This is a genomic window from Dyadobacter subterraneus, from assembly GCF_015221875.1.
Taxonomy (GTDB): domain Bacteria; phylum Bacteroidota; class Bacteroidia; order Cytophagales; family Spirosomataceae; genus Dyadobacter; species Dyadobacter subterraneus.
In genome coordinates, this window is record NZ_JACYGY010000001.1 from 5002027 (window position 1) to 5025888 (window position 23862).

Here is a 23862-nt window from a genome sequence, read left to right on the forward strand (position 1 = left end):
AAAAATATCAAGTTTTAAAGATCCGGTTCGAGCCACCGGTCGGACGGCTTTTTCTGCCGTCCGACCGGTATTAAAAGCTTCAACAAGCCATAATGGAAATTCAGTAATCCAAACCACCCAAAACCTCCCTTTTAAATATAATATCTACCTTGTACCCCAAAGCATATCCCCAACGCCTAACAGCTAAAACCAGCAAATGAAAGCCAACCTAATCAACATATTTGAAAAATCAGTTCAGGAAACTGAGATTACAATTGAAAACAAACTCATTTCCAACATCCATATAATAGGAAAAGAAAATCTATCATTACCCTATATCCTGCCAGGTTTCGTTGATGCGCACGTGCATGTAGAAAGCTCCATGTTGACACCATCGCAATTCGCGAAACTTTCCGTTGTCCACGGAACCGTAGCAACCGTTTCAGATCCGCATGAAATTGCTAATGTGATGGGTGTGGAAGGTGTGAAATATATGATTGAGGATGGAAAACGTGTTCCTTTTAAATTTTGTTTCGGTGCTCCATCCTGTGTTCCGGCTACAATTTTTGAAACCGCAGGCGCCATTGTTGATCCCGAAGATGTCAAAAAATTACTATCGAGTGAGGATATCGGTTATCTGGCAGAGGTTATGAATTTCCCAGGCGTTTTAAACGGTGATCCCGATATGATTTCCAAAATTAACTGGGCGAAACATTTCAATAAACCGATTGATGGACACGCGCCAGGACTTCGTGGTGAAGCAGCAAAAAAATATGCAGAAGTCGGCATGACAACCGATCACGAATGTTTTACCTATGACGAAGCAAAAGAGAAAATTGGTTACGGTGTAAAAATCCTGATCCGGGAAGGAAGTGCTGCGAGGAATTTTGACGCACTGATTCCGTTACTGGCAGAATTCCCGGAAAAAATCATGTTTTGTTCGGACGACAAACATCCTGACAATCTGGTAGAAGGACATATCAATGTATTGGTAAAACGCGCGTTGGCGCTCGGTCACGACATTTGGAGTATACTTTCTGCCGCATGCCTTAATCCGGTGCTTCATTATAATTTGCCTGTCGGATTACTTCGTGTACAGGACACTGCGGATTTTATCATCATTGATAATATGAATGATTTTAATATCCTTCAAACCTATCTGGACGGAGAACTGGTTGCGGAAAATGGGAAATCTTTACTTCCTGATCTGCGCAGTAGTCATATTAATCAATTCAACTGTACTGTTAAAGAAGCTGCTGATTTTGCAGTTCCGGTTTCATTTGCGGACGGTGATAAAATCCGGGTGATAGAAGCACTGGAAGGACAATTGATAACACAGTTATTAATTAAAAATTATAAAACCGGCGGCGAATTTATTCTATCGGACATTGAAAACGATATTCTGAAAATCGCCGTTGTGAATCGTTATCAGAATACTGCACCTGCTGTTGCATTTATTAAAAACTTTGGAATTAAGGAAGGAGCCATTGCCTCAACGGTTGCACATGATTCTCACAACATTATTGTAGTTGGCTGTGATGATCAAAGTATTTGTGAAGCAGTCAATCTATTGGTTGAAGCAAAAGGCGGCGTTTCAGCAGTTGGTTTTGGAGAAAAACATATGCTGGCTTTACCGATAGCCGGACTAATGTCGGATGTGGATGGATATGAAGTGGCAGCTTCTTACACGCAACTCGATCAATTTGTAAAAACGAGGTTGAAATCAACTTTGATGTCACCGTACATGACTTTATCTTTTATGGCTTTATTAGTAATTCCTTATATTAAACTAAGTGACCGCGGACTTTTTGATGGCGAAAAGTTTGAATTTGTACCTTTATCTATACAATAGGTTACTTATTGGATGATTATAGAAAGATTAACCTATCGGATGTAATTTTTTCTGGAAAATATTTTTTTAATACGTTTTTTTATAAATATATTTACAAGTGTAAAAATGACCCTTATTAAATATTCCTAACCCCAATTAAATTCCTAACCTTACAATGGCTCACTTACGCTACAAACAAGAAGAAGAACTTTGTTTTTGGGACCAGTTCAGAAAAGGAGACGAGAACGCTTATGCCTGCCTTTATCGCTCGTACGTTCATATCCTTTATCAGTACTGCTCACAGTTTACGATTGATAAGCCACTGATTAAAGATTGCATTCACGATTTATTTGTGGAATTATGGAAAAACCGGACAACATTGGGTGACACCACTTCTGTTCGGTTTTATCTTATGGCGTCTATCAAGAGAAAATTGGTACGCCATTTGAACGCTCAGCAAAAGCATACGAGCAACGAAGATATTCCGGTAGAATACTGGCATATTCACACACCGTCTCACGAAAACCATATGATTTCTGAGGAGGAATTTGATTCAACAAACCAACACTTAAATGTAGCGATCAACGGACTTCCACGTCGTCAGCGTGAAGCTATATTTTTGAAATTTTACATGAACCTGAATAACCATGAAATTGCAGATTTGATGAAAATCAATATCCAGTCTGTTTATAACCTGGTTTTTGGTGCGTTGGGAAATCTTAAAAAACAAATGACATTGGATCGCCTTACTTTCTGATCTTAAAATATTAAATTCTGTTTGGGAAAAGCGTAACGGTTGTTACGCTTTTTTCGTTTTTATACCTAATCAAAAACACAAAAATTTGATTACCAATAAATTAAAACACACATTTTAATTTATTGAATGCTTCATTAACAAGATTTGTTATCTTCATACAACAACAAACTAAAAAACTTCAACCTTAATATGATATCACCGATTGCCACACCGCTTGCTGAAAGATTGAGACCACGCATACTGGATGATTATATCGGACAAGAAAAATTACTGGGCAAAAACGGATCTCTGCGGAGAGCAATTTTACAGAATACAATTCCATCCATGATTTTGTGGGGACCTCCGGGTGTTGGAAAAACGACGCTTGCCCTCATGCTTGCAGACGCTACAAAAAGACAATTTTATAATCTCAGCGCGATTAATTCTGGTGTAAAAGAATTAAGAGAAGTTCTGGCCAGACCGTCCGGCCTTTTCCCTCCTATTCTTTTTATTGATGAAATTCATCGTTACAATAAAAATCAGCAGGATGCACTGCTAGGCGCTGTTGAAAAAGGGCAGGTAACACTCATCGGTGCAACTACCGAAAATCCGTCTTTTGAAATTAATTCAGCTTTACTTTCCCGCTGCCAGGTTTATATTCTTGAAGCTTTTGGAGAAGATGAACTGAAAGCTTTGATTGATCGTGCTTTAACAAAAGATGAATGGCTGAAAAAGAAGAAAATTACATTTACCTCATATGATGCCTTACTAAGACTTTCCGGCGGAGACGGTAGAAAACTGCTGAATCTTTTGGAACTGGTAGTTCTTGGAAAAGGTGATGTGGAAGAAATGGAAATTACCGATGAATGGGTCACAGAAGTGGCGCAGCAAAATATTGCCCGTTACGATAAATCCGGGGAACAGCATTATGATATTATTTCCGCCTTCATAAAATCTTTACGCGGCAGCGATCCAAATGCGGCTGTATATTGGATGGCAAGAATGATCGTGGCCGGAGAAGATCCGTCTTTTATTGCCAGAAGAATGCTCATCATGGCATCCGAAGATATTGGAAACGCAAATCCAACTGCGATGATTATGGCAAATGCATGTATGCAAGCCGTGAATGTAATCGGATACCCGGAGTGTAGAATAATTTTATCACAAGTAGCCATTTATCTCGCTACTTCACCGAAAAGTAATGCCAGTTATCTGGCTATTGCGGATGCTATGGAAGCGGCAAAAAATACAGCACATTTGCCAGTTCCGCTACATCTACGCAATGCTCCGACCAAACTGATGAAACAAATCGGTTATGGAAAAGAATATAAATATTCTCACGACTTTCCTGGGAATTTTGCCCAACAGAATTTTTTACCAGATGATCTTAAAGGAAAGAAGTTTTTCGAGCCGGGTCACAATGCCCGCGAGGAGGAAATTCGTCGGAAACTGCAACAATGGTGGCCCGACTGGTATGAGTACTAAATTGCAATTGTGGTGGTAAGGCTTGATAACGAGCGTCTAAGATCTCGAATCCCGTTCTTTAACAAGCTTTTCTGCCAGACTCGTCAGATATTGATGATTGTTTGCTTCCGGCCCTGATGCTGATTTTAAAATCTCGGTAATTTGTTCAGTATTAAGATTATCAACAAGTTCGACAAGATTATCGTAAGTCAGAATCTGATACGGAGGTAAGTTTTCCGGTTTAGATACTTTTTTCTTTGTTTCGGCTTTATCAATCTTAGTTACCGTTTGTTCCACTTTAATCTCCTGGTTTTTAACAACTTCATGACGCTTATCCGCAACCTTTGGTTTTGGAAAAGCCTCTTCCAGACTTTTTACATCCGCATCGGTTTGCTTCCAAATGTTTTTGAGTGCTTTGGCTAGCTTTTTCATATTCTCTTTGGTTTCCATTTCCCGGAGTGACTCTTCCAGTTTCTTTTCACCAAAATAACTATTTCTAAGCTCAGATAGAAACAGTTCCTGATATTTTATTTTCTTTAAGTTCTTGTCCATAAAGTACATGACAAAATGTGCAATCCAATAAATTCTACAATTCTACAAAAAAATTACTATTCCATAACAGAAGTCGGACGTTTATATTGTTCACTTATATTGACGAAGAATAGTACAAAAAGTCATCATTTTTTTAAACATCCTTTACAAATTGTTTATTTCCAGTCAAGGAATATTACCAACAACCCGGATAATCCATTTTATAGACGTTAAAGTATAGTGATAAGATTAAGGTGGTAATCCGGATTATCATTAAAAAACATTGTACCTTTAGTGTAACTTCTAATCAAAATATTTGTTTTGATTAAGATAAAATGGTAACCCGTGCTATCCGGTTTATTTGGCAGGAACAATTTTGGTATAGCATTTAGTACTTACACGTTTTAGGATTTTATTTTAAAGTTTACAGCTATGCCTAACTTTTTTCATCTGGAAGGCCAGAATTTCGCCTTCAATATTGACCGCGTTGATTATTTTATCAGATCACAGGAAGAACCCAAAGAAGAAGGGTCAATTAAATATCTGATCACTTTTTATTCCAATGAGATAAAAGTGGGAATTTGGGAGTACGATTCCGCCGAAGCAAGAGATAACCAGTTTCTTAATCTTGTTACAAAGAAATTTCAGTCATCAGCAACGAAAGATCCTCATATTTTTAAAGGGCAGGTTCCTGTCTTTTGATTTAATTGCTTTCATAAAAAAATGGAGTGAGGCTATGCGCCTCACTCCATTTTTTTATGAAAAACCTAGCAGCGGTTCATCAGGTTCTTGTCCTGGTAACGGTTCGGGACTGATTTCCGGCGCATCAGGCGTATATGGAGGCAATTCCGGCTCTGGTGTTACGGGCGGAGTTTCTGGCTCTTTTTCCCAAGGCGGTGTCTCCTGTGGAATTTCAGGATCGGGATATTCCGGTCTCGGTTCTAATGGTGGTGCTTCCTGTGGACTTAACGGATCAGGATATTGATGTCCCTGACTTACAACAGATTCTTCCGTTGACGCATCTGCCGGATCATATGTCTTTTTCATGGTATTTCAATTTAAGAATTCACTGATGTATCTTTCATGTATTCCTTAAAATAACCATGCCCTAGTCGCTTTTTTCCAACTTTCATTTAATCTTTACCTGATAAAAAGCACTCCGGCCGGTGATAAAAAGCGTATTTTTATTTTCACCGCCAAAAGTTAAAGTTGCCGGTCTCTCAGGCACTTCAATTTCACCAATCAGTTTTCCTTCTTTATTGTAAATATAAATCTGGCCGTCAGCTATATACACATTCCCATCCTGATCAACTGCCGAACAAAATTCTCCTCTTTCTGCAAAAATTTGTGGATTTGATAAATAGCCTTCCTGACCAACCGTAAGTTTTACAGTCCGCTTAATATATTCATCTGTTGCATAAATTTCTTTTCCCGGATAACCTTCCACCAAAGAATTAGATCGTGCCAGGTCATAAACTACGGGAATAATTATTACGCCATCGGGTGCAACAAAAGCTTCTTTAAAATGATTTGTACTTACTTTATTGAAATCACCGGAATCCCGTCTTCTGTTCGAAGGATTAAGTGTTTTCCGGATATTCTTAATATTTTCAACCGGTATTTTTTTCAACAACTGAATTGTTTCTTCCGGATTCTTCGGATCCATTGAATAAACCAGAGTACCAAATCCCGAATTTCCCCAGCCACTATATGAAGTTCCGGCAGCATCCGGCATGACGGGAAAAACTTCCGGCTCTCCGGCAATCAAATAACCCGGACGTGGTATGTATTTAAAAACGACCAATAAATTATCCTTTGTATCACAAGCCAGCGAAAGCGGTTCCCAGGGAAAATCTGCAATAAGACTCAGAGATTTTGTCTCAACCGACCACTTATAAATCCGCCGCATTCTCGATTCACTAAAATAAATGTTGCCTTTGCTATCATGACAAATACCATCTGCAAATTCAAAGCCTTTTACAAGCTGGCGTATCTTTCCGATTGAGTCAACAGATTCTTTCTGTCTTGGTAAATTTCCACTTATCAATAGCCGGTTAAATTCCCACGGCCTTACCTCAATGTCGGAATTGATATCATACAAAGGTATCGTGCTGGTATATTTTGTCTGGCTATAATGATGGACGTTTAGGAATTCGACGTTTTTATTTCCCCAGCTTCTGACTGAATACGCAGCCGGCGTGTTAACCCTGATTACACGAAACATATAGAGATTGGCAAAAACCATATTTTCGCAGTTTTCAATTTCAAGTGGCTGACAATCTGAACTTTCCTTACTTTCTTCTTCAAGCTGTAAAGCATAAACTTTCCAGTTTGATACATTTTTGAACCGTACTTCATTACGCACATGATGCTCAACGGATAACGCATAGACCCTCCCAGGTGTGGCGGTATTGGAAATGTAAGCCCCGGAAGTAGCAAAAGTACTGGCCGACCAGATGTTCTTAAAAGTCCCTCCTCCCCCGTTTGTTATCCATAAACTCCAATATTGACTATCCCACGCAGATTGTTCGTCGCTGTAAGAAGACGATTTATTCCAGATCGAATTGGGCCGTTCAATTGTACCATGACCACCCAAAAATTTCACATCATTTACGTAAGAATTGGCGTTGGCCATCCATTTACAGCCTACTGCACGAGGATTAAGGGCACCCGTTGAAAGGCCGATTCCTGTCAAAATATTAAATCCGCCTTCGGAAGATTCCAATAAAGGTTTCGGTCCGCCGAAGCTTCCAAAAGCCTCGGTATTATCCTGCAAAATAAACTGTGTAGCAATCGGGCTCAGTCCGATTAAAACTGAATTAGGTTTTAATTTGATTGTTTCCGTAACCCGGTACCAGCCTTGCGGTACATAAATATTTGGATTTTTATCAATTGCATCCTGAATCGCTTTGGTATCATCCGTAATTCCATCACCTTTCGCACCGAGGGATTTCAGATTGACCCAGCTTTTCATATCCGGAAAATCCGGAATATCTTTCTTTACAGGAACGGGAAGTGATTTTAAGGTTTCAAATTCCCGGATTGTTCCAAATTCAGGCTTTTTACCTAAATCGGCAATTTGTAAACCATGATTAAAATTCTTGATCCTGTATATATTTCCTTCTCCCGAAATCGAATTTTTACTATGAGGATAACTGACCAGAACCGGTACCTTACTACAACTGACATTACGTAAACTGATCTGTGTATAAGCATTATTTTCATCACTGATAATCAGTGCCGGGCCGGAAATATTTTCAAAACGGCTATCTTCAATAAAAAGCTTTTCGTAAAAGTTCTCAAAGACTTCAATGACAGTCGGCACATTTTTTACCGTCATCCGAATAATGGTCAAGCCGCCTTCCCTTGATTTAATTGCTGCTTTCCGCTGACCTTCAAAATAGGTATCAACCATCATAAATTGCCAGCCAGGCGATGGTTTGGTTGTGAGAATCCCATATTCTCCACCGAAAAATCTGACATCTTCCATTTCATTGCCTGCGTCAAAAATGCCAGCTTTCCCGTTACCAACATGAATATCAACATGTTCAATAAAACTGTGCTGGGCAAAGTGTGTTCTTAAAGCAACTGCAAAGGGATTTCCGTCTTCAATTCTGAAATCAATATTTGAAATAGAACTATAAAAAGTGCTCGCACCAGCATCATGGACTGCTTCACCGTCTTTTTTGATGGAAAACGTAAACCAGAACATGTAGTTCGCTTTACCTTTATCGTCAGTATTTTCCTTTTGAAAACCAGGTGTGTTTTTTCCCAAAACAAATAAGGGACGCCTATTTCCATAGCCAATCAATTTTATGGCGGTAGGAATGTAAATGGTTTTACTAATCAGGTAAGTGCCTTCGGGAATAAAAATGATCCCAGAATTGCGGATCGTTTTGAGACTATTGATTGCTTCCTGCAATGCGTCCGAAACTTCCATTTTTCCGTCCGCTTTAATCTTAAATTGCTCTTCTGTAAAGTAAACTGCCTCCGGATCTTCCGGTTTGATTTTGTAAAAAGAAACGCTTTCCGTCGCTTTAAACGTCTTTCCTGCCGACTGGCTGTATCCTGTAACTTGAAATGTTAGTAATAGCAATATTACGATAAAATCTTTCATGGTTGGCTAAGGGAATTAAAGGAAATCCGAATTTCGGGGCAATAAAAAAATTCACCCCTTTGAAATGTTTTCATGTCGATAAAAACAGATTACAAAAGGGTGAATTTTATTAAAGTTTACTGATTATTTTTTCGCAGCCCAGAAAATAGCATTTTGGAATAGCGTGGTATATGCTTTATTCTCAAACAAATCCGGCGAATGTCCCATGAAAATGTAAACGTTTTTCGCTGCAATTTTCGGGTTTGTCCAGACTACCGGATGATCACCCATTTTAACTTTTGTCGAATCAGGGATGTAAGTCGATTCATCCACACTGGCAATGACATGAACGTTTGGTCTAGGGCTTTTATCGTAAGTATACCACTCTTCCGTTTTGACAACAAAAGAAGCAGGAACGCCCTTCATAACCGGATGTTTCTTGTCCTCAACATTTACTTTTCCGGAAGCAAAAGTGGAAATGTAGTTTTTAAATCTTATCCCACCCATAAAATCGTGAAACCAGTTCCACATCGGATAGCCGTCAAATTCTCCCAATAAAGTGGCGTGGTGAAAACCGATCCAGCCACCTTTTCCTTCATTAATATATTTTTCAAAAGCAGCTGCCGCTGTCGGCGTCCAGGCATATGGCGGGAAATCCAGCTGTATAAAAAGCTGGTAATGACTGAGGTATTCCTCATTGATTTTTTCGGTATTCTGAATATAATCAATACTGAAATTCTTTTCTTTTGCCAGCTTATCAAGCCAGATTTTTGCCCCTTTGGAATAAGCAATATGATGACCGCCGTTTTCTGCAATCGCCAGCACTTTGAAAGCGGCAGGTTTTGTTTGGGCAACAGATTTCAGACTAAAAAATACAGTCAGAATATAAAAGAAAAGCGTGAAACCGATTTTCAAAAAAGTTTTCATAGCAAAATCGGTACGGTTTATTTCAGTGATTTGTCAATTTCGTTGAGCAGATAACCCTTTGGATCAGAATTATATTCCCAGAACATTACACCCGCTAATTTATTGTCAAGCACATACTTACATTTCTCAGCCACCGATTTTTCATCATCATAACCAATAAAAACTTTCGTTTTTTCATTGTACAAATAAGGTGCATGTGCAACGGTATCACGATATTCCTTATACCCTTTTTTATTGACCAAACTGTCTTTGATATAAGTATAGCCATCGATGTATTCTTTGGCAACAGAAGTTTCGCCAAGAACGATTTTTGAATCTTTTCCCAAAGTAAAAGCACGGCCATAAAATGGAATACCCACAACAATTTTACTTGCCGGAACGCCCGCTTTCAGGTATGCTTTCACACCATTATCTGTCGAACGGTTTGCTTTAAAACGGTCGGTTGGATATAAGCCTGCGTGATGAACTACCGTATCACCAGAGAATAGATCGTAAGTCATCAAGTTGACGTAATCAAGATATTCCTGCGCTTTGCCCATTTCAGAATGCGGAATAAATTCCTCCCAACCGGCAACCGCTGTTGTCAAAAGTTTTTTCTGTCCGTCTTCTTTTTCAAAAATATCAAGCTCTTTTCTGATCGCTTCAAACATCAATGTGAAATTGTGTTTGTCTTCCGGGCGATAAACATTTCCTGAATCACCGGGCATGGCGGGATATTCCCAATCTATATCGACACCGTCCAGTTTATATTTTTTGATGATTTCAACAGAACTTTTGGCGAATTTCGCTCTTGAACTATCCGTCAGCACAGCGTCAGAAAAACGTCCGCTCCATGCCCAGCCGCCGATTGAAATCAGGATTTTAAGATCTGGATTGATCTTTTTAAGCAGATTCAGTTTTCTAAAATTTGTAGAATCCGTTTTTTCATTGGTAAGAAACGCCAGTCCGTTTTCAACATTTACAAAAGCGTAATTGATATGTGTCAGCTTTTTGACATCAATTTTATCTGTATCAACCAGGCCATGGAAACCACCAACATATCCGATTACAACCGGTTTGGATTCTTTTGCTTCTTCTTTCTTTTTAGAATCGCAGGAAGTCAATGTGCTGCTGCTGAAAAAGGCTCCGGCAACCAACACAAGCAAGGCATTTTTGATGTTAAATCTTTTAGAAAAAGGATTCATTTGTACGGGTTTAGAAAATGTTATTTAAAAGAAAATGCTTTTGGGTTTTGTTGAAATCAAAAAAGCAGAACCCAAATTAAAGAAAAAACAACGATAATATTTGACGTTGTCTACTACGCCAGTCAGTAGTAATAATTTATACTTTTATTAATGATGACCGTAATTCTTTTCGCCGGCTGTCACCGCCACGGCAAGTATATTTTGTTTAGGCGGCAGGGGACAAGTGGCATAAGGTGTGAAAGCGCAAGGCGGATTATAGGCTTTGTTGAAATCCAGTGAAACATACCCATCTGCATCAGGTTTACTGGTATAGACAAATCGTCCACCACCGTACGTTTCTTTTTTGTTTGTTTTGTCGCCAAACAAAATGAAAAAACTATCACCTTCGCTCAACGCATCTAGACGGTATTCTTTGCTTTTCACATTAAAAACCAACACACCCGGAGATTCCTGCTCGCTAAGTCTTCCTGTCACATCAAGTATCGAAATTTTTCTACCAACTGTTGGTTCAAATTTTGCTTTTATCTTCCATTGTTCCGCTATTGGGAAACTTTCTATTCCCTTAAATTCTTTGAGATAAGGGCTATCCAAATCTTTTAAACGGATGGCATATTTTTCACCACGTTTGATCACAAACCATCTTAAAGTTTTGTGTTTAAGCACAATTTCCTGGTCCGAGGGAAAAATTGTTAGTTTAGTTACCAACTGATCATTCGCATAAATCTCAGCATCCGGTTTAGCAATTAGCGTAACCTTGCCATTTTCTAATATGAATTCTCCCAGGTTTGCAGGGCTTCTATCCGAAGGAAAGATGAATTTATTTGCAGCATCGCTACCAAAAGTATTTCTACCTTCATCCAGCCAGAACAGACCGGCGAGATTTAAATAACCCTGTTCTGATTTAAGTTCAATTATCCTCTCCTTGCGCCATTCCTTTATCTTATTTTCATAGTCAGAATCATTGATGAAACTAAACAGACAAAAGCCAAGTAAAACGGCTGGAATAACTTTGACAAACCGAAATATCATATTATAATTCATAAAATCAATCGTATTATATTCAAATATAAGAACTTAAAAATTTGTAAATCAGGATGTAAAACGCTTTTTATTTGTGAACAGATTTTATATAGTATATTAATTATATAGACTTTATATTTTATTAAAAATAAGTGTGTAATTTTGGCTCATAGTGATAACTGGAATTAGAAAAACTATGCTGTCAAAAGATCTCATCGATGCATATAAAAGTGAAGAACTCTCTACTGAGGCTTTTAAGGAATATAGATTAAGAAAAGGTGTTGTGTGTAAAAAATGTGGCAGCAAAGATCATTACTGGCTGTCTTCAAAACATCAGTTTCAATGTAAGAAATGCCGATTTCGCACTACTTTACAAAGTGGGACATTACTTGAAGGAAGCAAATTGCCGGTTTCCTACTTTTTTATTGCCTTACATTTATTGATCAAAAAAGGGAATGATCTCAAAATAGAAGAATTTCAACAGCAAACCGGGCATAAATACAGCGAACCATTATACGACTTTCTAAAAAAGATAAAACTCTATCTGAAAACAAATGATCAGAATTCTATTTTAATCGATTTTATCGAAGTTGTGAATGAAAACTTCATTTTGCAAAAAGCCGGATAACGCTTATCCGGCTTTCTGAATTTTCTTTTTATTGAATGACTTTTCGTTCTTTCAAATCATATTTCTGACCTTGTTTCAAAAAGAAAAATTGTCCCTGATAGTTCGTTTCAGGACCATTTCCGTCTGAGAACTTTCTTTCTCTTTTTGCTACAATCGTATTATAATCATAAACGGCAACATAAGATCTTCCAACGACTTCAAATATATCTTTCTGTACCACGATGGCCGTTGCTTCATCCAAACCAATACCAATGATTTCCGGAGACTGACGAATAAATTCTATCAAATCAAATTGTCTGTTCCTGCGTAACAAGTGTTGATCAATGGCAGAATTTTTCAAAAATCCGAGTCCCTGCGTATGATCACCAATTAATATATGCGCACCTTTTGTATCGCCTCTCCAAAGAAACGATCCCTGAATACTGGCCCCCGCAGATGTACCGGAAATGACACCGCCACGTTGCAGAACTTCCTGAAATGCCTTATGTGTTAGTGTGTTCAAATACGAATCTGCAATTCTCCATTGCCTACCTCCAACAAAATAGATGCCGGTCGCTGCCTTGATTGGGGCAACAAATTTTTCGCTGTTTGCCTCGGTTAAACTGCTGGTATGCAGCAATGTAACATTTTTAATACCCGTCTCTCTTTTCACCAGATCAACTGCATCCATTTTATAAAAACCAGAATCACCAGCCGCGGCAGTGATCACTACGATTCTGGCTTTGTCTTTTCCACCAGCGAGCTCAGTAAATTTGTTCCAGATTTCAGGTGTTGCTCCACCTCCCCCGATAATGATCAAAGATCCTTTTTCAGGTCCGTGTCGGGTAGGTGTTTCCTTAATGGTGATAGGTGTCTGTGAAAAGGACCGGGCTGAGAAAAACAGCAAAAATCCGAACAGGTAAATATTTCTTTTCATGATTACTGAATTACAAAATTAATTCTATCCACTCCTGTGTTTTTTGTAATCTTATCATAGCCATAAACCTGAACTTCGTACATCCCGATCGCATTCACATCCAGTATTCCTTCAAAAATATTGTCAACCGGCGTTATACCTAGATTCAGATCTTTGTATTTAACACCATCTTTTTTCACGATTGCCTTCACCTCAATCTGCTCCGAATCCCAGACACCACCTTTTATTATGGCACAGCCGCAAAGCATAGTCAGGTTAATTTTGATCTTCACCTTTTTCTCCGCCATTTTTTCCAGAATCAAAATCCTGTGTGTCTGCGGTTCCAGGATATCCAAAATAAAACCAGGCATATCCAATACAATTCCTTCCTCATCAATATTTTTACCAGGAATTAACCAAAGCTGCATGCTTGCTTTTATGGCAGAACTTTTTCTATTCACCGGCGCAATTACTTCAACAGTTACAAATGTCGGTTCGTCAATATTGATGGTAGCTTCAAACTTGGCAGTTTTATCATCCGTCAGGCGATCATTTCTTTTATGAGGGGTTTTTAGAATAAGACCTGTATTTCCGGAAGCACCAGTTGTCAATCCTTTTGCAAGAATTTCTCCTGTCAAATCATTTTTTACAACGACATAAGCACCACCAATCCCAGTGCCGATAAACTTCGCATCCTTCGCTTTGGCGCGTATAACTAATTTGGTTGGTTGGGCAATACCACAAAGAGACAGCAAAGACAGATTGATGACTAGAAGAATTCTACTGAATTTCATTTTACGGTTAGGTAGGATAAAAGATGTATTTCGATGTGGCGTCGTGATAAAAATACACATTTCATTTTTGTTTACTCATTACAGCAACGCTTTCTGTCTTATATCATATTCTTTCCTTTTTTACTGAAATACAGCATAGAATTTTGTCTATTTTTCAACAAATTATTTAATCAAAAATGAAAGATTTTACTGTTTGTTTCCAATAGAAATCCCAAAGGTAATTCTTGAATCATCCCGCTTCCTGGTAGCCTCCACAACACTTTCATAGGAATTTTCAAAACTGGTTCTTAACACCACCCATTTGTTGACTGGAAATTCGAGTGAAATAACGGTATTCCATCTCAAATTAGAAATATCCGTGATGGCAGGTTGCACATAAGTTATATGATTAATTCGGAAACGGTCCTTGGCAAACGAATGTTTTCCCTTAACCCGAAAAGAATTTCGCTGGATTCCGATTGTTGGCAACTCTCGAAAATTGGTTGATTCATGAACAATGGCGTTTGTTAAAACCAACCTGTTTTTACTGGAATTAAGCACACGATAACCAATACCTGCACCCGCCAAAACCCGAAGTGTAATTCCACGTAAATTACTCGTTTCCAAATTACCCAAAGCAAAAACATATGTTTTTCTTTTCTTGAAAACATCTACAAATAAATCGACATAAGAATCTCTTTCGGCAAGAATACCGTTTTGTTTTCCATAGGTAAACCGCGGATTTGATGCAATGGAAATAACCGGACCCGTCGCCACAATTTCTGCACGTAAAACCATCAAGGTCCGGTTTACATTACCTCGGGTAAAATTTCCGTCGCCGATAAACCGATACGTTAATGTATCCAGTTTTAAATAATCAGGCTTTTTTAGCGAATCCGGCAATATCATTTTTACGGAATCGGAAACAGAAGAACTATCCCGGACCGTCTGTTGAGCGTAAGAAAAAGTATTTGAAAGTGTCAAAGAATAAAGAATCAATCCGGAAAACAGGCTGGAAATTATTTTTTTCATAAGGTGATTTTTACTGAACGCAATTGCCGAAAGTTCCAAAAAATTATTCCCATACTATGAATGAAGTCAATAATTTGGATTATTATCTTCTTTTGATTCGAAAATATCAAGTCAATTCCAACCAGAAATATGAGCACTTTTCTCTAAAATAAGGTTATTTTCACCATCCGAAATCAAAATTCAGGATATAATTAATCCCCAGAAGTCAGAATAAAATGCTGAAAAAACCAGGCATAAGCGAGCGGATCAGTGCGTTAAAACATCATAAAAATGACTATATTTTTGACAATTTCAACGTTGCAGAACTAAGTCATAATTTCATTTTAAAATACAGTTCTTCCCTTACAGAGACCAGTAGAAGAGGTTTTTTTGATATTCAGCCAAATGTCATTGAAGTAGATTTTGCCACGTTCCTGACCACTTCCGGTGTTTCAGATCAGCTGATCGTTTCGGTCAAACAAACAGAAAATTCACTTAAATTTTCCTGTCCGTGCAGTGCCGAAAAAAAAGCACCATGCGAGCATATGGTTCAGGTTTTGTATAACCTGATGGATCGCCGGGATTTGCGTATATTTTTCGATAAGGACCTGAGATATAATCAAATAAAACTTGTCGCCCAGGATTACGGACTGGAAAATGAAAGGAATCCGGATGAATATTTTCAGCTTCATTATGCTAATAAAACGGTCGATATCAAGCCAAAATTAAAGCATCTTTTTGCGGTTAATGAAAGTACCAAGACCTATTTAAAAGACAATTTAATACCAAAACAAAACCCGCTTTTACCAAAAACGACGAATCCGAAAGACATTTCAAAAAGAATAATCGTTTTCGGACAGCATAAATATTATGATCATTTTTATGTCGAACTTTTTGAAGCGTTAACGACCAAGGAAGGAAAACTGAAAAACCCTCTGACTTCCGTTAATCCGCTTGACCTGATCTGGAAACTTGAAAATCCGGAAGAATTGAAGTTTTATACCGGTGTGTCTAAATTTCACAATCAATATCGTTCCGGGAAATCAGATTCTGATATGGATGGTTTGAAGTCGCTTGTGAAAAATCCCCTCAAACTGGATGTGTTTTACCACGATACCAAAGTGTCGGAAAGCATTTCTGCGGCTTCATTGGTACCAATTCAAATCCGGACTTTGCCGGTTGATCTGACTTTACTGGTTGATGTCAAGGATAAATTTCACGAAGTTTCCGGTCAGCTTATTGTCGACGGGAGACCGTTTGCATTGGAAATATTAAAAATCCGATACAATTATTTCGTCATGATAAATGACACGATGCATCTGGTCGACAATCCTGATGTGCTTCGTGTTATTGATTTTTTCAAGCAAAACAATAATAAAATACTGGTTTACGAAAGCAAGTTTGAAGAATTCCAGAATACAATTCTTTCAAAAGTTGAGGACAAAATCCGTGTTACTTATGCTTATTTGAAATCGGCAACGCAAACACAACTGCGGGAAAATGGTTTTGAAAGAGAAAATCAACAACTGATTTATTTGTCTGATCTGGGAAATTATATTCTGATCACGCCTGTGATGCGTTACGGAAATATCGAGATTCCGGTTCTCTCCAAAAAGCAAATTTATTCTACTGATAGCAAGGGAAGACCTTTCACTGTTGAACGCGACGACGAACTGGAAGTACAGTTTACATCAACCTTATTAAGACAGCATCCGGATTTTTACGACCAACTTGGGACTGATCATTTTTATCTGAGCAAAGAAAGATTTCTGGATGAAGGCTGGTTTCTGGATGCTTTTGAAGAGTGGACAAATCAGAACATTATAGTTCTAGGATTTAGTGAACTGAAAAACAATAAATTAAATCAAAACAAAGCAACTGTTTCTTTAACGATAAACAGCGGAACGGATTGGTTTAATACTAGTGTGCAGGTGAAATTCGGGAAAGAGATTGCTACCTTGAAACACCTTTCAAAATCCATCAGAAACAAAAGCAAGTTTGTTGAACTTGGAGACGGAACATTGGGAATTTTGCCGCAAGACTGGATTGAAAAATTCGCGAAATATTTCGAAGCAGGAGAAATCGCCGGAGAAGTGATCCGGACGCCAAAAATTAATTTCACAAGCATTCTGGAATTGTATGAAGATGAAGTATTGAGCCAGCCGGTGAAAAATGAACTGCTGCTATATACTTCCAAATTCTCTGATTTTGAATCAATTAAACCGGTTGAAGTTCCAAAAGAATTAAAAACATCGTTACGAGAATATCAGAAAGACGGTTTGAACTGGCTGAATTTCCTTGATGAATTTGGATTTGGCGGTTGTCTGGCTGATGATATGGGATTAGGAAAAACCGTTCAGATCATCGCATTTATTTTATCTCAAAGAAATAAAGGACATCAGAATACGAATCTGATCGTCGTCCCAACTTCCCTGATTTTTAACTGGCAGGCAGAAGTTGAAAAATTTGCTCCGTCTATCAAAATCCATACGGTTTACGGTTCTAATCGTGTTAAAGATCATCAAAACTTTGACGACTATGAGATCATTCTGACCTCTTACGGAACGCTTCTTTCTGACATTAAATTTTTAAAGGAATATCGTTTTAATTATATTTTCCTGGATGAATCGCAAGCTATTAAGAACCCTGAATCACAGCGTTATAAAGCTTCCCGTTTGCTGCAATCCAGAAATAAAATTGTTCTGACAGGTACACCGATTGAGAACAATACTTATGATTTGTACGGTCAGCTTTCTTTCGCCTGTCCGGGATTATTAGGTAACAAGATTCAATTTAAAAATCATTACGCCATTCCGATCGACCGTTTTGAAGATAGTAAACGCGCCAGGGAATTACAGAAAAAAGTAAATCCGTTTATCCTCAGAAGAACAAAACAGCAAGTTGCAACCGAACTTCCCGACAAAACCGAAATGGTTATTTATTGTGAAATGGGTGCGGAACAGCGGAAGGTTTATGATTCCTATTCTGACGAATTCAGACACTTTTTGCTTACACATAAGGAAAGGGATTTACCAAGGGAAAGTTTGAATATCCTGGCCGGATTGACAAAACTGCGCCAGATTTGTGATTCGCCGGCACTAATTAATGACGAAGAATATTATGGTGATTCGTCTGCAAAAATCGAGGTTCTGATTGAACAAATTGAGAGCAAGGCACCGCAGCACAAAATCCTTGTTTTTTCACAATTTGTAAAAATGCTGGATTTAATAAAAAAAGAATTGGTAACCCGAAATATTTCCTTTGAATATTTAACCGGACAAACAAAAAACCGTTCTGAAAGGGTAGAATCATTTCAGAATGACGAAGGCGTTCGTGTGTTTCTGATCAGTTTAAAAGCGGGTGGTGTTGGATTGAATTTGACCGAAGCGGATTATGTTTATCTGGTTGATCCATGGTGGAATCCGGCTGTTGAGAATCAGGCGATTGACAGAAGTTACCGGATTGGACAAAAGAAAAATGTGGTTGCCGTTCGGTTAATTTGCCCGGACACGATTGAAGAAAAAATCATGAAAATGCAGGATTCGAAAAGGGATTTAGCCAATGATCTGGTGAAAACCGATGTTTCGATTTTGAAATCGTTGTCGAAAAGTGATTTATTGGAATTGTTGTAGATGTTAGGTAGCATAGTTGAGTAAAATATTACGGTGCTCCGCACCTTTGGAAAGAAGGAGATTGGAATTTCGTTCTACAAATATTTAGGTGCTCCGCACCGTTCCGATTTCGAAAATATGATCAAGGGAAAAAAATATTTGTAGCAAAACAAATTCACAAGCCAGATCAAAGGGTGCAGAGAATCGAAATATTTGTAGCAAAAAAATATCCGCAATCCAGATCAAAGGTGCAGAGTACCGAAATATTTGTAGCAGAACAAAGTCACGAGCCGGATCAAAGGTGCAGCGCACCGAAATATTTGTAGCAAATCAGAATCCACAAACCAGGTCAAAGGTGCAGCGCACCAAAAATATTTGTAGCAAATCAAAATCCAATAATTCAGGTCAAAGATGCAGCGCACCGAAATATTTGTAGCAAATCAAATCCACAAGCCAGGTCAAAGGTGCAGCGCACCGAAATATTTGTAGCAAATCAGAATCCACAAACCAGGTCAAAGGTGCAGCGCACCGAAATATTTGTAGCAAATCAGAATCTAATAATCTGGATTTAAGGTGCAGCGAACCAAAATAAAAACCCAATTAAACGGATCATAAAATCCATCTTAATTGGGTTTCTCTTTTTCAATTAAATATCAATTAATCATATTCCACAAATGAATCATCAACATAACACCACATCCATTTTTCTCCCGGCTCCGATGAAATAACGACCGGATGGCCGGTTTCATGGAAATGTTTTGTCATATGCTTTGAAGGAGAATCATCACAGCATAAGGTGACACCACAGGTTTGACAGGTACGCAAATGCACCCACCTGCCGCCATGTTTTACACACTCTTCGCATTCCCGTTTTTTAGCCGTTTTAATTTCAGTGATTGCACTGATGTGGCTGCAAATTCCGTCTGCCATTTATATCTCGCTTAAATATTGATGAACCATATTAATTGACATAGAACCTTCTCCAACCGCAGAAGTCACCCTGTTCATTGCGCCCGCACGAACATCGCCGGCCGCGAAAATTCCAGGAGAACTCGTTTCCAGCAAGTAAGGATCCCTGTCCACTTTCCATACCCGTTTGAAATCTTTGTAATTATTCATTTCGCGACCGGTTTCGATAAAACCCTTGCTGTTTTTGATAATTTCCAAACCAACCCAATCCGTATACGGTTTCGCTCCGATGAATATAAATAATGCATCAGCTGATACCGAACGTTGTGCATTTGTATTCAAATCAACCAGTTTCAAACCCTGCAAATGGTTTTCTCCGCAAGCTTCAAGAATCTCGGTACAACCCAGAATTGTTATATTTTCTGTCGTCGAGATCTGATCAATTAAATACTGCGACATCGAAGAGCTCAGATCCGTTTTACGAACTATGATATAAACATGTGTCGCAAATTTGGAAAGATACATAGCTGCTTGTCCGGCAGAATTCCCTCCTCCTAAGATATATACCTCTTTATTTCCACAAGAGGTTGCTTCGGTATTAGCTGCTCCGTAGTAAATTCCTTTACCCGTAAAATCCTCAATTCCCTGCGTTTCCAGTTTACGGTAATCGACGCCGGTCGTTATCACGACCGCTTTTGCAGTGATTTCCGTATCGTCTTCGAGTACGATTGTTTTGTATTTATCCTTTACTTTAATTTCCTTAACCGACTTAGGAGAAAGAATTTCAGTACCAAATCTTGCTGCCTGTGTTACCGCTCGTCGTGTCAGGTCCGCACCACTCAATCCGGAAGGAAAACCCAGATAATTCTCAATTCTTGAACTAGTTCCAGCCTGTCCGCCTGGTGCTTTTCGCTCGATCAAAAGTGTACTTAGTCCTTCCGAAGCACCATATACCGAAGCTGCTAATCCAGCCGGGCCCGCACCGATAATGATCACATCATAGATCTGCTGCTTCACAGTTGCATTCAAACCAATTTTTGTAGCAATGTCCAAAACGGCCGGATTTTTCATCAACGTACCATCCTCCAAAATTACAACCGGAAAATCAGCCGTTTCAAAATGATTCGTTGAACAGATCAATTTCCCCTGATCACTGGTTTCGATATCCATCCAGGTATAAGGGATTAGATTCCCGTAAAGGAAATCCTTAATCTGGTGAGATTTGGGCGAAAACTGATAACCAATCACTTTAATACCCTTAAAATCAGGACGATAATCAGCCTGCCAGTCGTTTAACAAATCGTCTATGGCAGGATATAATTTCTCTTCCGGAGGATCCCATGGTTTCATCAGATAATAATCCAGCTGAACATCATTAATCGCTTTTATGGCTGCATCCGTATCTGAATATGCAGTCAGCAAAACACGTTTCGCATCCGGAAATATCTTTTTTGCTTTTTGTAAAAAATCAACACCCTGCATTTCAGGCATGCGTTGATCAGAAATAAAAATCGCAACTTCTTCCCCTTTATTTTGAAGATCCATCAAACTTTCCAGCGCCTCTTTGACAGAATCAGTACTCAGGACACGGTACGTATCGCGGTACTTCGATTTTAGGTCGCGGGTGATGGCCCTTAAAACCTGCGCATCATCATCAATTGAAAAAATAATTGGCAACCCCATATAATCTTATTTACTTGGTTAAGGTTATTATGCATTAATTGGAAAGCAAACGACGAACTCGGTTCTCCCGGGTTCCGACGTCACGCTGATGGTACCTTTGTGTTGTTTTACGATTCTGGTTACAACATCCAATCCCAATCCGGTACCTTGTCCGATTTTTTTTGTAGTAAAAAACGGATCAAAAATTTTATTCTTAATATCATCGGGAATTCCCGGTCCGTTGTCAATTACAGATACACAGACAAATTCCCGGTCCTGTCTGGTTTTTAATGTCAATTGCGGATTTTCAGTATTTTCCAGTGCATCCGTCGCGTTGTCAATCAGGTTTGTCCAAACCTGATTTAATTCACCAATCATCGCTTTTACAGGCGGCAGATTTTCGTCAAATTCTTCAATGACTGTTATATTTCCCTTCTTTATTTTATAATTCAACATCGTCATCGTATTCGTAATTCCAGTACGGATATCAGCAAATACCTTGTCGCCTCCCCCATCCATATGGGTAAAAGTTTTGACAGAATTAACAAGATCCGAAATTCTTTTGGAGGCAATTCCTATCTCAGAAACCATTCGTTCCGTGGTAAAACTATTATTTATCCAGATCAACAACGGTGACAATTTGCCTTCCGGCATATGACTTTTTATTTCTTCAAGATCTTCAATCGACAGTCCAAATTCAACGAAATTTTCAGCCATGTCATAGACATTCTTGATCCCTGGCTGATCGTCTAGCCAGTCCGTAATCTCATCTTCTTTATCCGCCCGCTCCATCATGGTCAAAACCGGACGCTCTTTATTATCAAGCGCTTTGTGGATTTTGTCATTTACTTTATTAATATCCTCGGTGTCCAAACGAATCGAAATCAATTGTTTAAAAGCGTCAGGAAGACATTGCAAATGTTTTTCAAGAGAAACAGAACCTCTAACGATTGCTGCTGCCGGATTGTTTAATTCATGCGCCAGACCTGCGGAAAGTTTTCCTAGCGCCATCATTTTCTCGTTCTGCTGCTCTAATTCTGTGAATTCCCTGATCCTCGAAGCCATCACATGCACAAGTACTTGTGTCAGCTCATAATGATTCTGGATCAATTCGCGCATTTTCTCTACCGGCAGCGATAAAAGTTCTGTCTCTTCCAGACAAACCGCACTGGCCGGCATAATCTTAGCTCTCGAAAAAGGCAGAATTCCGGTAATGTTACCGGCAACAAGGTCGGCTATTTTGGATTTATTATTGTTTTGCAAACGATAAAGTTCGATTCGTCCGCGGAGAATGATGTGCGTATATACGACAGGCTGATTGATCTTTGCAAAAACATCACCCTCCTTCAAAATTCTGTGTTCACTTTCATCAATGTACCACTGCAACTGATTATCAGGAACTTCCTTTAACAGTTCAATCGATTTCAGGTCTGCAACGGTAACTTCGTTAATAGCGACTTCCATGACAATTGTATTTAGGATTTGGTTTACAGAAAGGTTATTGGTAACGCAAAAACTGCTGTATCAAAGTTAGCAAATCTCCCGGCAGATTTGGAAAAATCGATGATATCGACAACATATACATTGAAAAAGGCTTCACTATTAAGTAAAGCCAGATTTCTTATCTACGTAAATTTAGATATTATTTAGTCCACAAACTATCCGTAAAGTAATGTTTGCAATCTAAAAAATGCTCGACAAGCTCAAAACCGTTGTTGATAGCAAGATTTTCAATTTCAGCAATCGTATATTTTTTAGACAACTCTGTCCATATCAACTCGTTTTGACGGAAAGAATATGTTTTACCAATTTTGGAAATGGATACTTCCTGCTGCTTCAGACTAACCAGATAACTTCTGACTTCGCCATTTAAAGGGTTGTAGTGAGAATAAAAATCAAAGAATTCTTTCTTGAAATTTCCACCTAATTCCTTATTTATTCTTTGTAACAAATTCATATTGAAAGCCTTGGTAATCCCTTGGCTATCATCATAGGCATCACGAATTACTGACGGATTTTTTTGAAGATCAAAACCAATCAAAAGCTTGTCGCCGCTTTTCATATGATTGTTAAATTGCCCCAAAAGATCGTTTGCCTCCTCTTCCAGATAATTACCAATATTGCTTCCCAAAAATAAAAACAATCCTGGCTGCTGCATTTCCGACAATTCATCTATCATTGAAAAATAATTTCCAACGATGGATTTGATTTTTAATCCGGGAAGATAGCCAAGCATATTGGCTTCCAGTTCTTCAATCGCTTTTTGTGAAATATCGATGGGAACATAAGTAAAATCCACTTGGTTTTCCAAGAGCTTTTTGAGCAGCTGACGGGTTTTAATACCATCACCGGCACCGAATTCAATGATATTGAAAGGCTCGTCAAAATTCAGTTTTTTGATAATATTTTCGCCTTGAAGCGATAAAATCTCGAATTCACATGGTGTAGGATAATATTCAGGCATTTTCATAATGTCCTGAAAAATCACGCTTCCCAGGTCATCATAGAAATATTTTGATGAAATATTTTTCAAAGGTGCGGTTAATCCTTCGTCAATATCCTGTTCAAAAGTAAGGTCAGTGGTTGTAGTAATAGTTTCCATATT

General features: G+C 38.5%; 19 protein-coding genes. 6 read left to right on the top strand and 13 right to left on the bottom strand.

The features are described from left to right. Positions 1–196 precede the first annotated feature (196 nt). The 3 genes from ade (at position 197) to IEE83_RS20925 (ending at position 4031) form a co-directional block, all read left to right on the top strand. Positions 197–1831 (top strand): adenine deaminase, encoded by a 1635-nt coding sequence (gene ade, locus IEE83_RS20915; protein WP_194122451.1) that lies wholly within the window; start codon positions 197–199, stop codon positions 1829–1831. A 154-nt stretch (positions 1832–1985) separates the two neighbouring features. Then, entirely contained in the window at positions 1986–2567 is a 582-nt protein-coding gene (locus tag IEE83_RS20920) for an RNA polymerase sigma factor (RefSeq protein WP_194122452.1), read from the top strand. A gap of 189 nt (positions 2568–2756) precedes the next feature. Further along, positions 2757–4031, top strand: a complete 1275-nt coding sequence (locus tag IEE83_RS20925) for a replication-associated recombination protein A (protein ID WP_228101912.1) — start codon at positions 2757–2759, stop codon at positions 4029–4031. 36 nt (positions 4032–4067) lie between these two features. On the opposite strand, the gene IEE83_RS20930 is transcribed toward IEE83_RS20925, so the two are convergent. Next, positions 4068–4562, bottom strand: a complete 495-nt coding sequence (locus IEE83_RS20930; RefSeq protein WP_194122453.1) for a DUF892 family protein — start codon at positions 4560–4562, stop codon at positions 4068–4070. A 411-nt stretch (positions 4563–4973) separates the two neighbouring features. Here IEE83_RS20930 and IEE83_RS20935 point away from each other — a divergent pair, with 411 nt between their 5' ends. After that, positions 4974–5243 (top strand): hypothetical protein, encoded by a 270-nt coding sequence (locus IEE83_RS20935; RefSeq protein WP_194122454.1) that lies wholly within the window; start codon positions 4974–4976, stop codon positions 5241–5243. A gap of 54 nt (positions 5244–5297) precedes the next feature. Here the strand turns inward: IEE83_RS20935 and IEE83_RS20940 are convergent, their stop codons facing one another. The 5 genes from IEE83_RS20940 to IEE83_RS20960 all read right to left on the bottom strand — a co-directional run bounded on the left by IEE83_RS20940 (position 5298) and on the right by IEE83_RS20960 (position 11789). Beyond that, positions 5298–5588: a hypothetical protein gene (locus tag IEE83_RS20940; protein WP_228101913.1), complete on the bottom strand. Its 291-nt coding sequence runs from the start codon at positions 5586–5588 to the stop codon at positions 5298–5300. Positions 5589–5670: 82 nt separating this feature from the next. Beyond that, positions 5671–8658, bottom strand: a complete 2988-nt coding sequence (locus IEE83_RS20945) for a glycosyl hydrolase family 28-related protein (RefSeq protein WP_194122455.1) — start codon at positions 8656–8658, stop codon at positions 5671–5673. Positions 8659–8781: 123 nt separating this feature from the next. Continuing rightward, entirely contained in the window at positions 8782–9564 is a 783-nt protein-coding gene (locus tag IEE83_RS20950; protein ID WP_194122456.1) for a ThuA domain-containing protein, read from the bottom strand. Between the two features lie 17 nt (positions 9565–9581). Beyond that, positions 9582–10748: a glycoside hydrolase family 18 protein gene (locus IEE83_RS20955; protein WP_194122457.1), complete on the bottom strand. Its 1167-nt coding sequence runs from the start codon at positions 10746–10748 to the stop codon at positions 9582–9584. A 147-nt stretch (positions 10749–10895) separates the two neighbouring features. Beyond that, entirely contained in the window at positions 10896–11789 is an 894-nt protein-coding gene (locus IEE83_RS20960; protein ID WP_228101914.1) for a DUF1684 domain-containing protein, read from the bottom strand. Between the two features lie 175 nt (positions 11790–11964). Here IEE83_RS20960 and IEE83_RS20965 point away from each other — a divergent pair, with 175 nt between their 5' ends. After that, positions 11965–12396, top strand: a complete 432-nt coding sequence (locus tag IEE83_RS20965) for a transposase (protein ID WP_194122458.1) — start codon at positions 11965–11967, stop codon at positions 12394–12396. Between the two features lie 28 nt (positions 12397–12424). On the opposite strand, the gene IEE83_RS20970 is transcribed toward IEE83_RS20965, so the two are convergent. The 3 genes from IEE83_RS20970 to IEE83_RS20980 all read right to left on the bottom strand — a co-directional run bounded on the left by IEE83_RS20970 (position 12425) and on the right by IEE83_RS20980 (position 15096). Then, entirely contained in the window at positions 12425–13312 is an 888-nt protein-coding gene (locus IEE83_RS20970) for a cyanophycinase (protein ID WP_194122459.1), read from the bottom strand. A 2-nt stretch (positions 13313–13314) separates the two neighbouring features. Continuing rightward, positions 13315–14085: a hypothetical protein gene (locus IEE83_RS20975; protein ID WP_194122460.1), complete on the bottom strand. Its 771-nt coding sequence runs from the start codon at positions 14083–14085 to the stop codon at positions 13315–13317. A gap of 186 nt (positions 14086–14271) precedes the next feature. Beyond that, complete coding sequence (locus IEE83_RS20980) at positions 14272–15096, bottom strand: DUF481 domain-containing protein (protein WP_194122461.1); 825 nt, start codon at positions 15094–15096, stop codon at positions 14272–14274. Positions 15097–15311: 215 nt separating this feature from the next. Here IEE83_RS20980 and IEE83_RS20985 point away from each other — a divergent pair, with 215 nt between their 5' ends. Further along, entirely contained in the window at positions 15312–18707 is a 3396-nt protein-coding gene (locus IEE83_RS20985; RefSeq protein ID WP_194122462.1) for a DEAD/DEAH box helicase, read from the top strand. A gap of 636 nt (positions 18708–19343) precedes the next feature. On the opposite strand, the gene IEE83_RS20990 is transcribed toward IEE83_RS20985, so the two are convergent. The 4 genes from IEE83_RS20990 to IEE83_RS21005 form a co-directional block, all read right to left on the bottom strand. Further along, the gene (locus IEE83_RS20990; protein ID WP_194122463.1) at positions 19344–19616 is read right to left on the bottom strand and encodes a UBP-type zinc finger domain-containing protein; all 273 of its coding nucleotides are present in this window, start codon (positions 19614–19616) and stop codon (positions 19344–19346) included. Continuing rightward, positions 19617–21278, bottom strand: a complete 1662-nt coding sequence (locus tag IEE83_RS20995; RefSeq protein WP_194122464.1) for a response regulator — start codon at positions 21276–21278, stop codon at positions 19617–19619. It lies immediately after the preceding gene. 27 nt (positions 21279–21305) lie between these two features. Further along, the gene (locus tag IEE83_RS21000) at positions 21306–22721 is read right to left on the bottom strand and encodes an ATP-binding protein (protein WP_228101915.1); all 1416 of its coding nucleotides are present in this window, start codon (positions 22719–22721) and stop codon (positions 21306–21308) included. Positions 22722–22899: 178 nt separating this feature from the next. Then, on the bottom strand, positions 22900–23859 hold the full coding sequence (locus tag IEE83_RS21005) for an L-histidine N(alpha)-methyltransferase (protein ID WP_194122465.1): 960 nt from the start codon (positions 23857–23859) through the stop codon (positions 22900–22902). Positions 23860–23862: the final 3 nt, after the last annotated feature.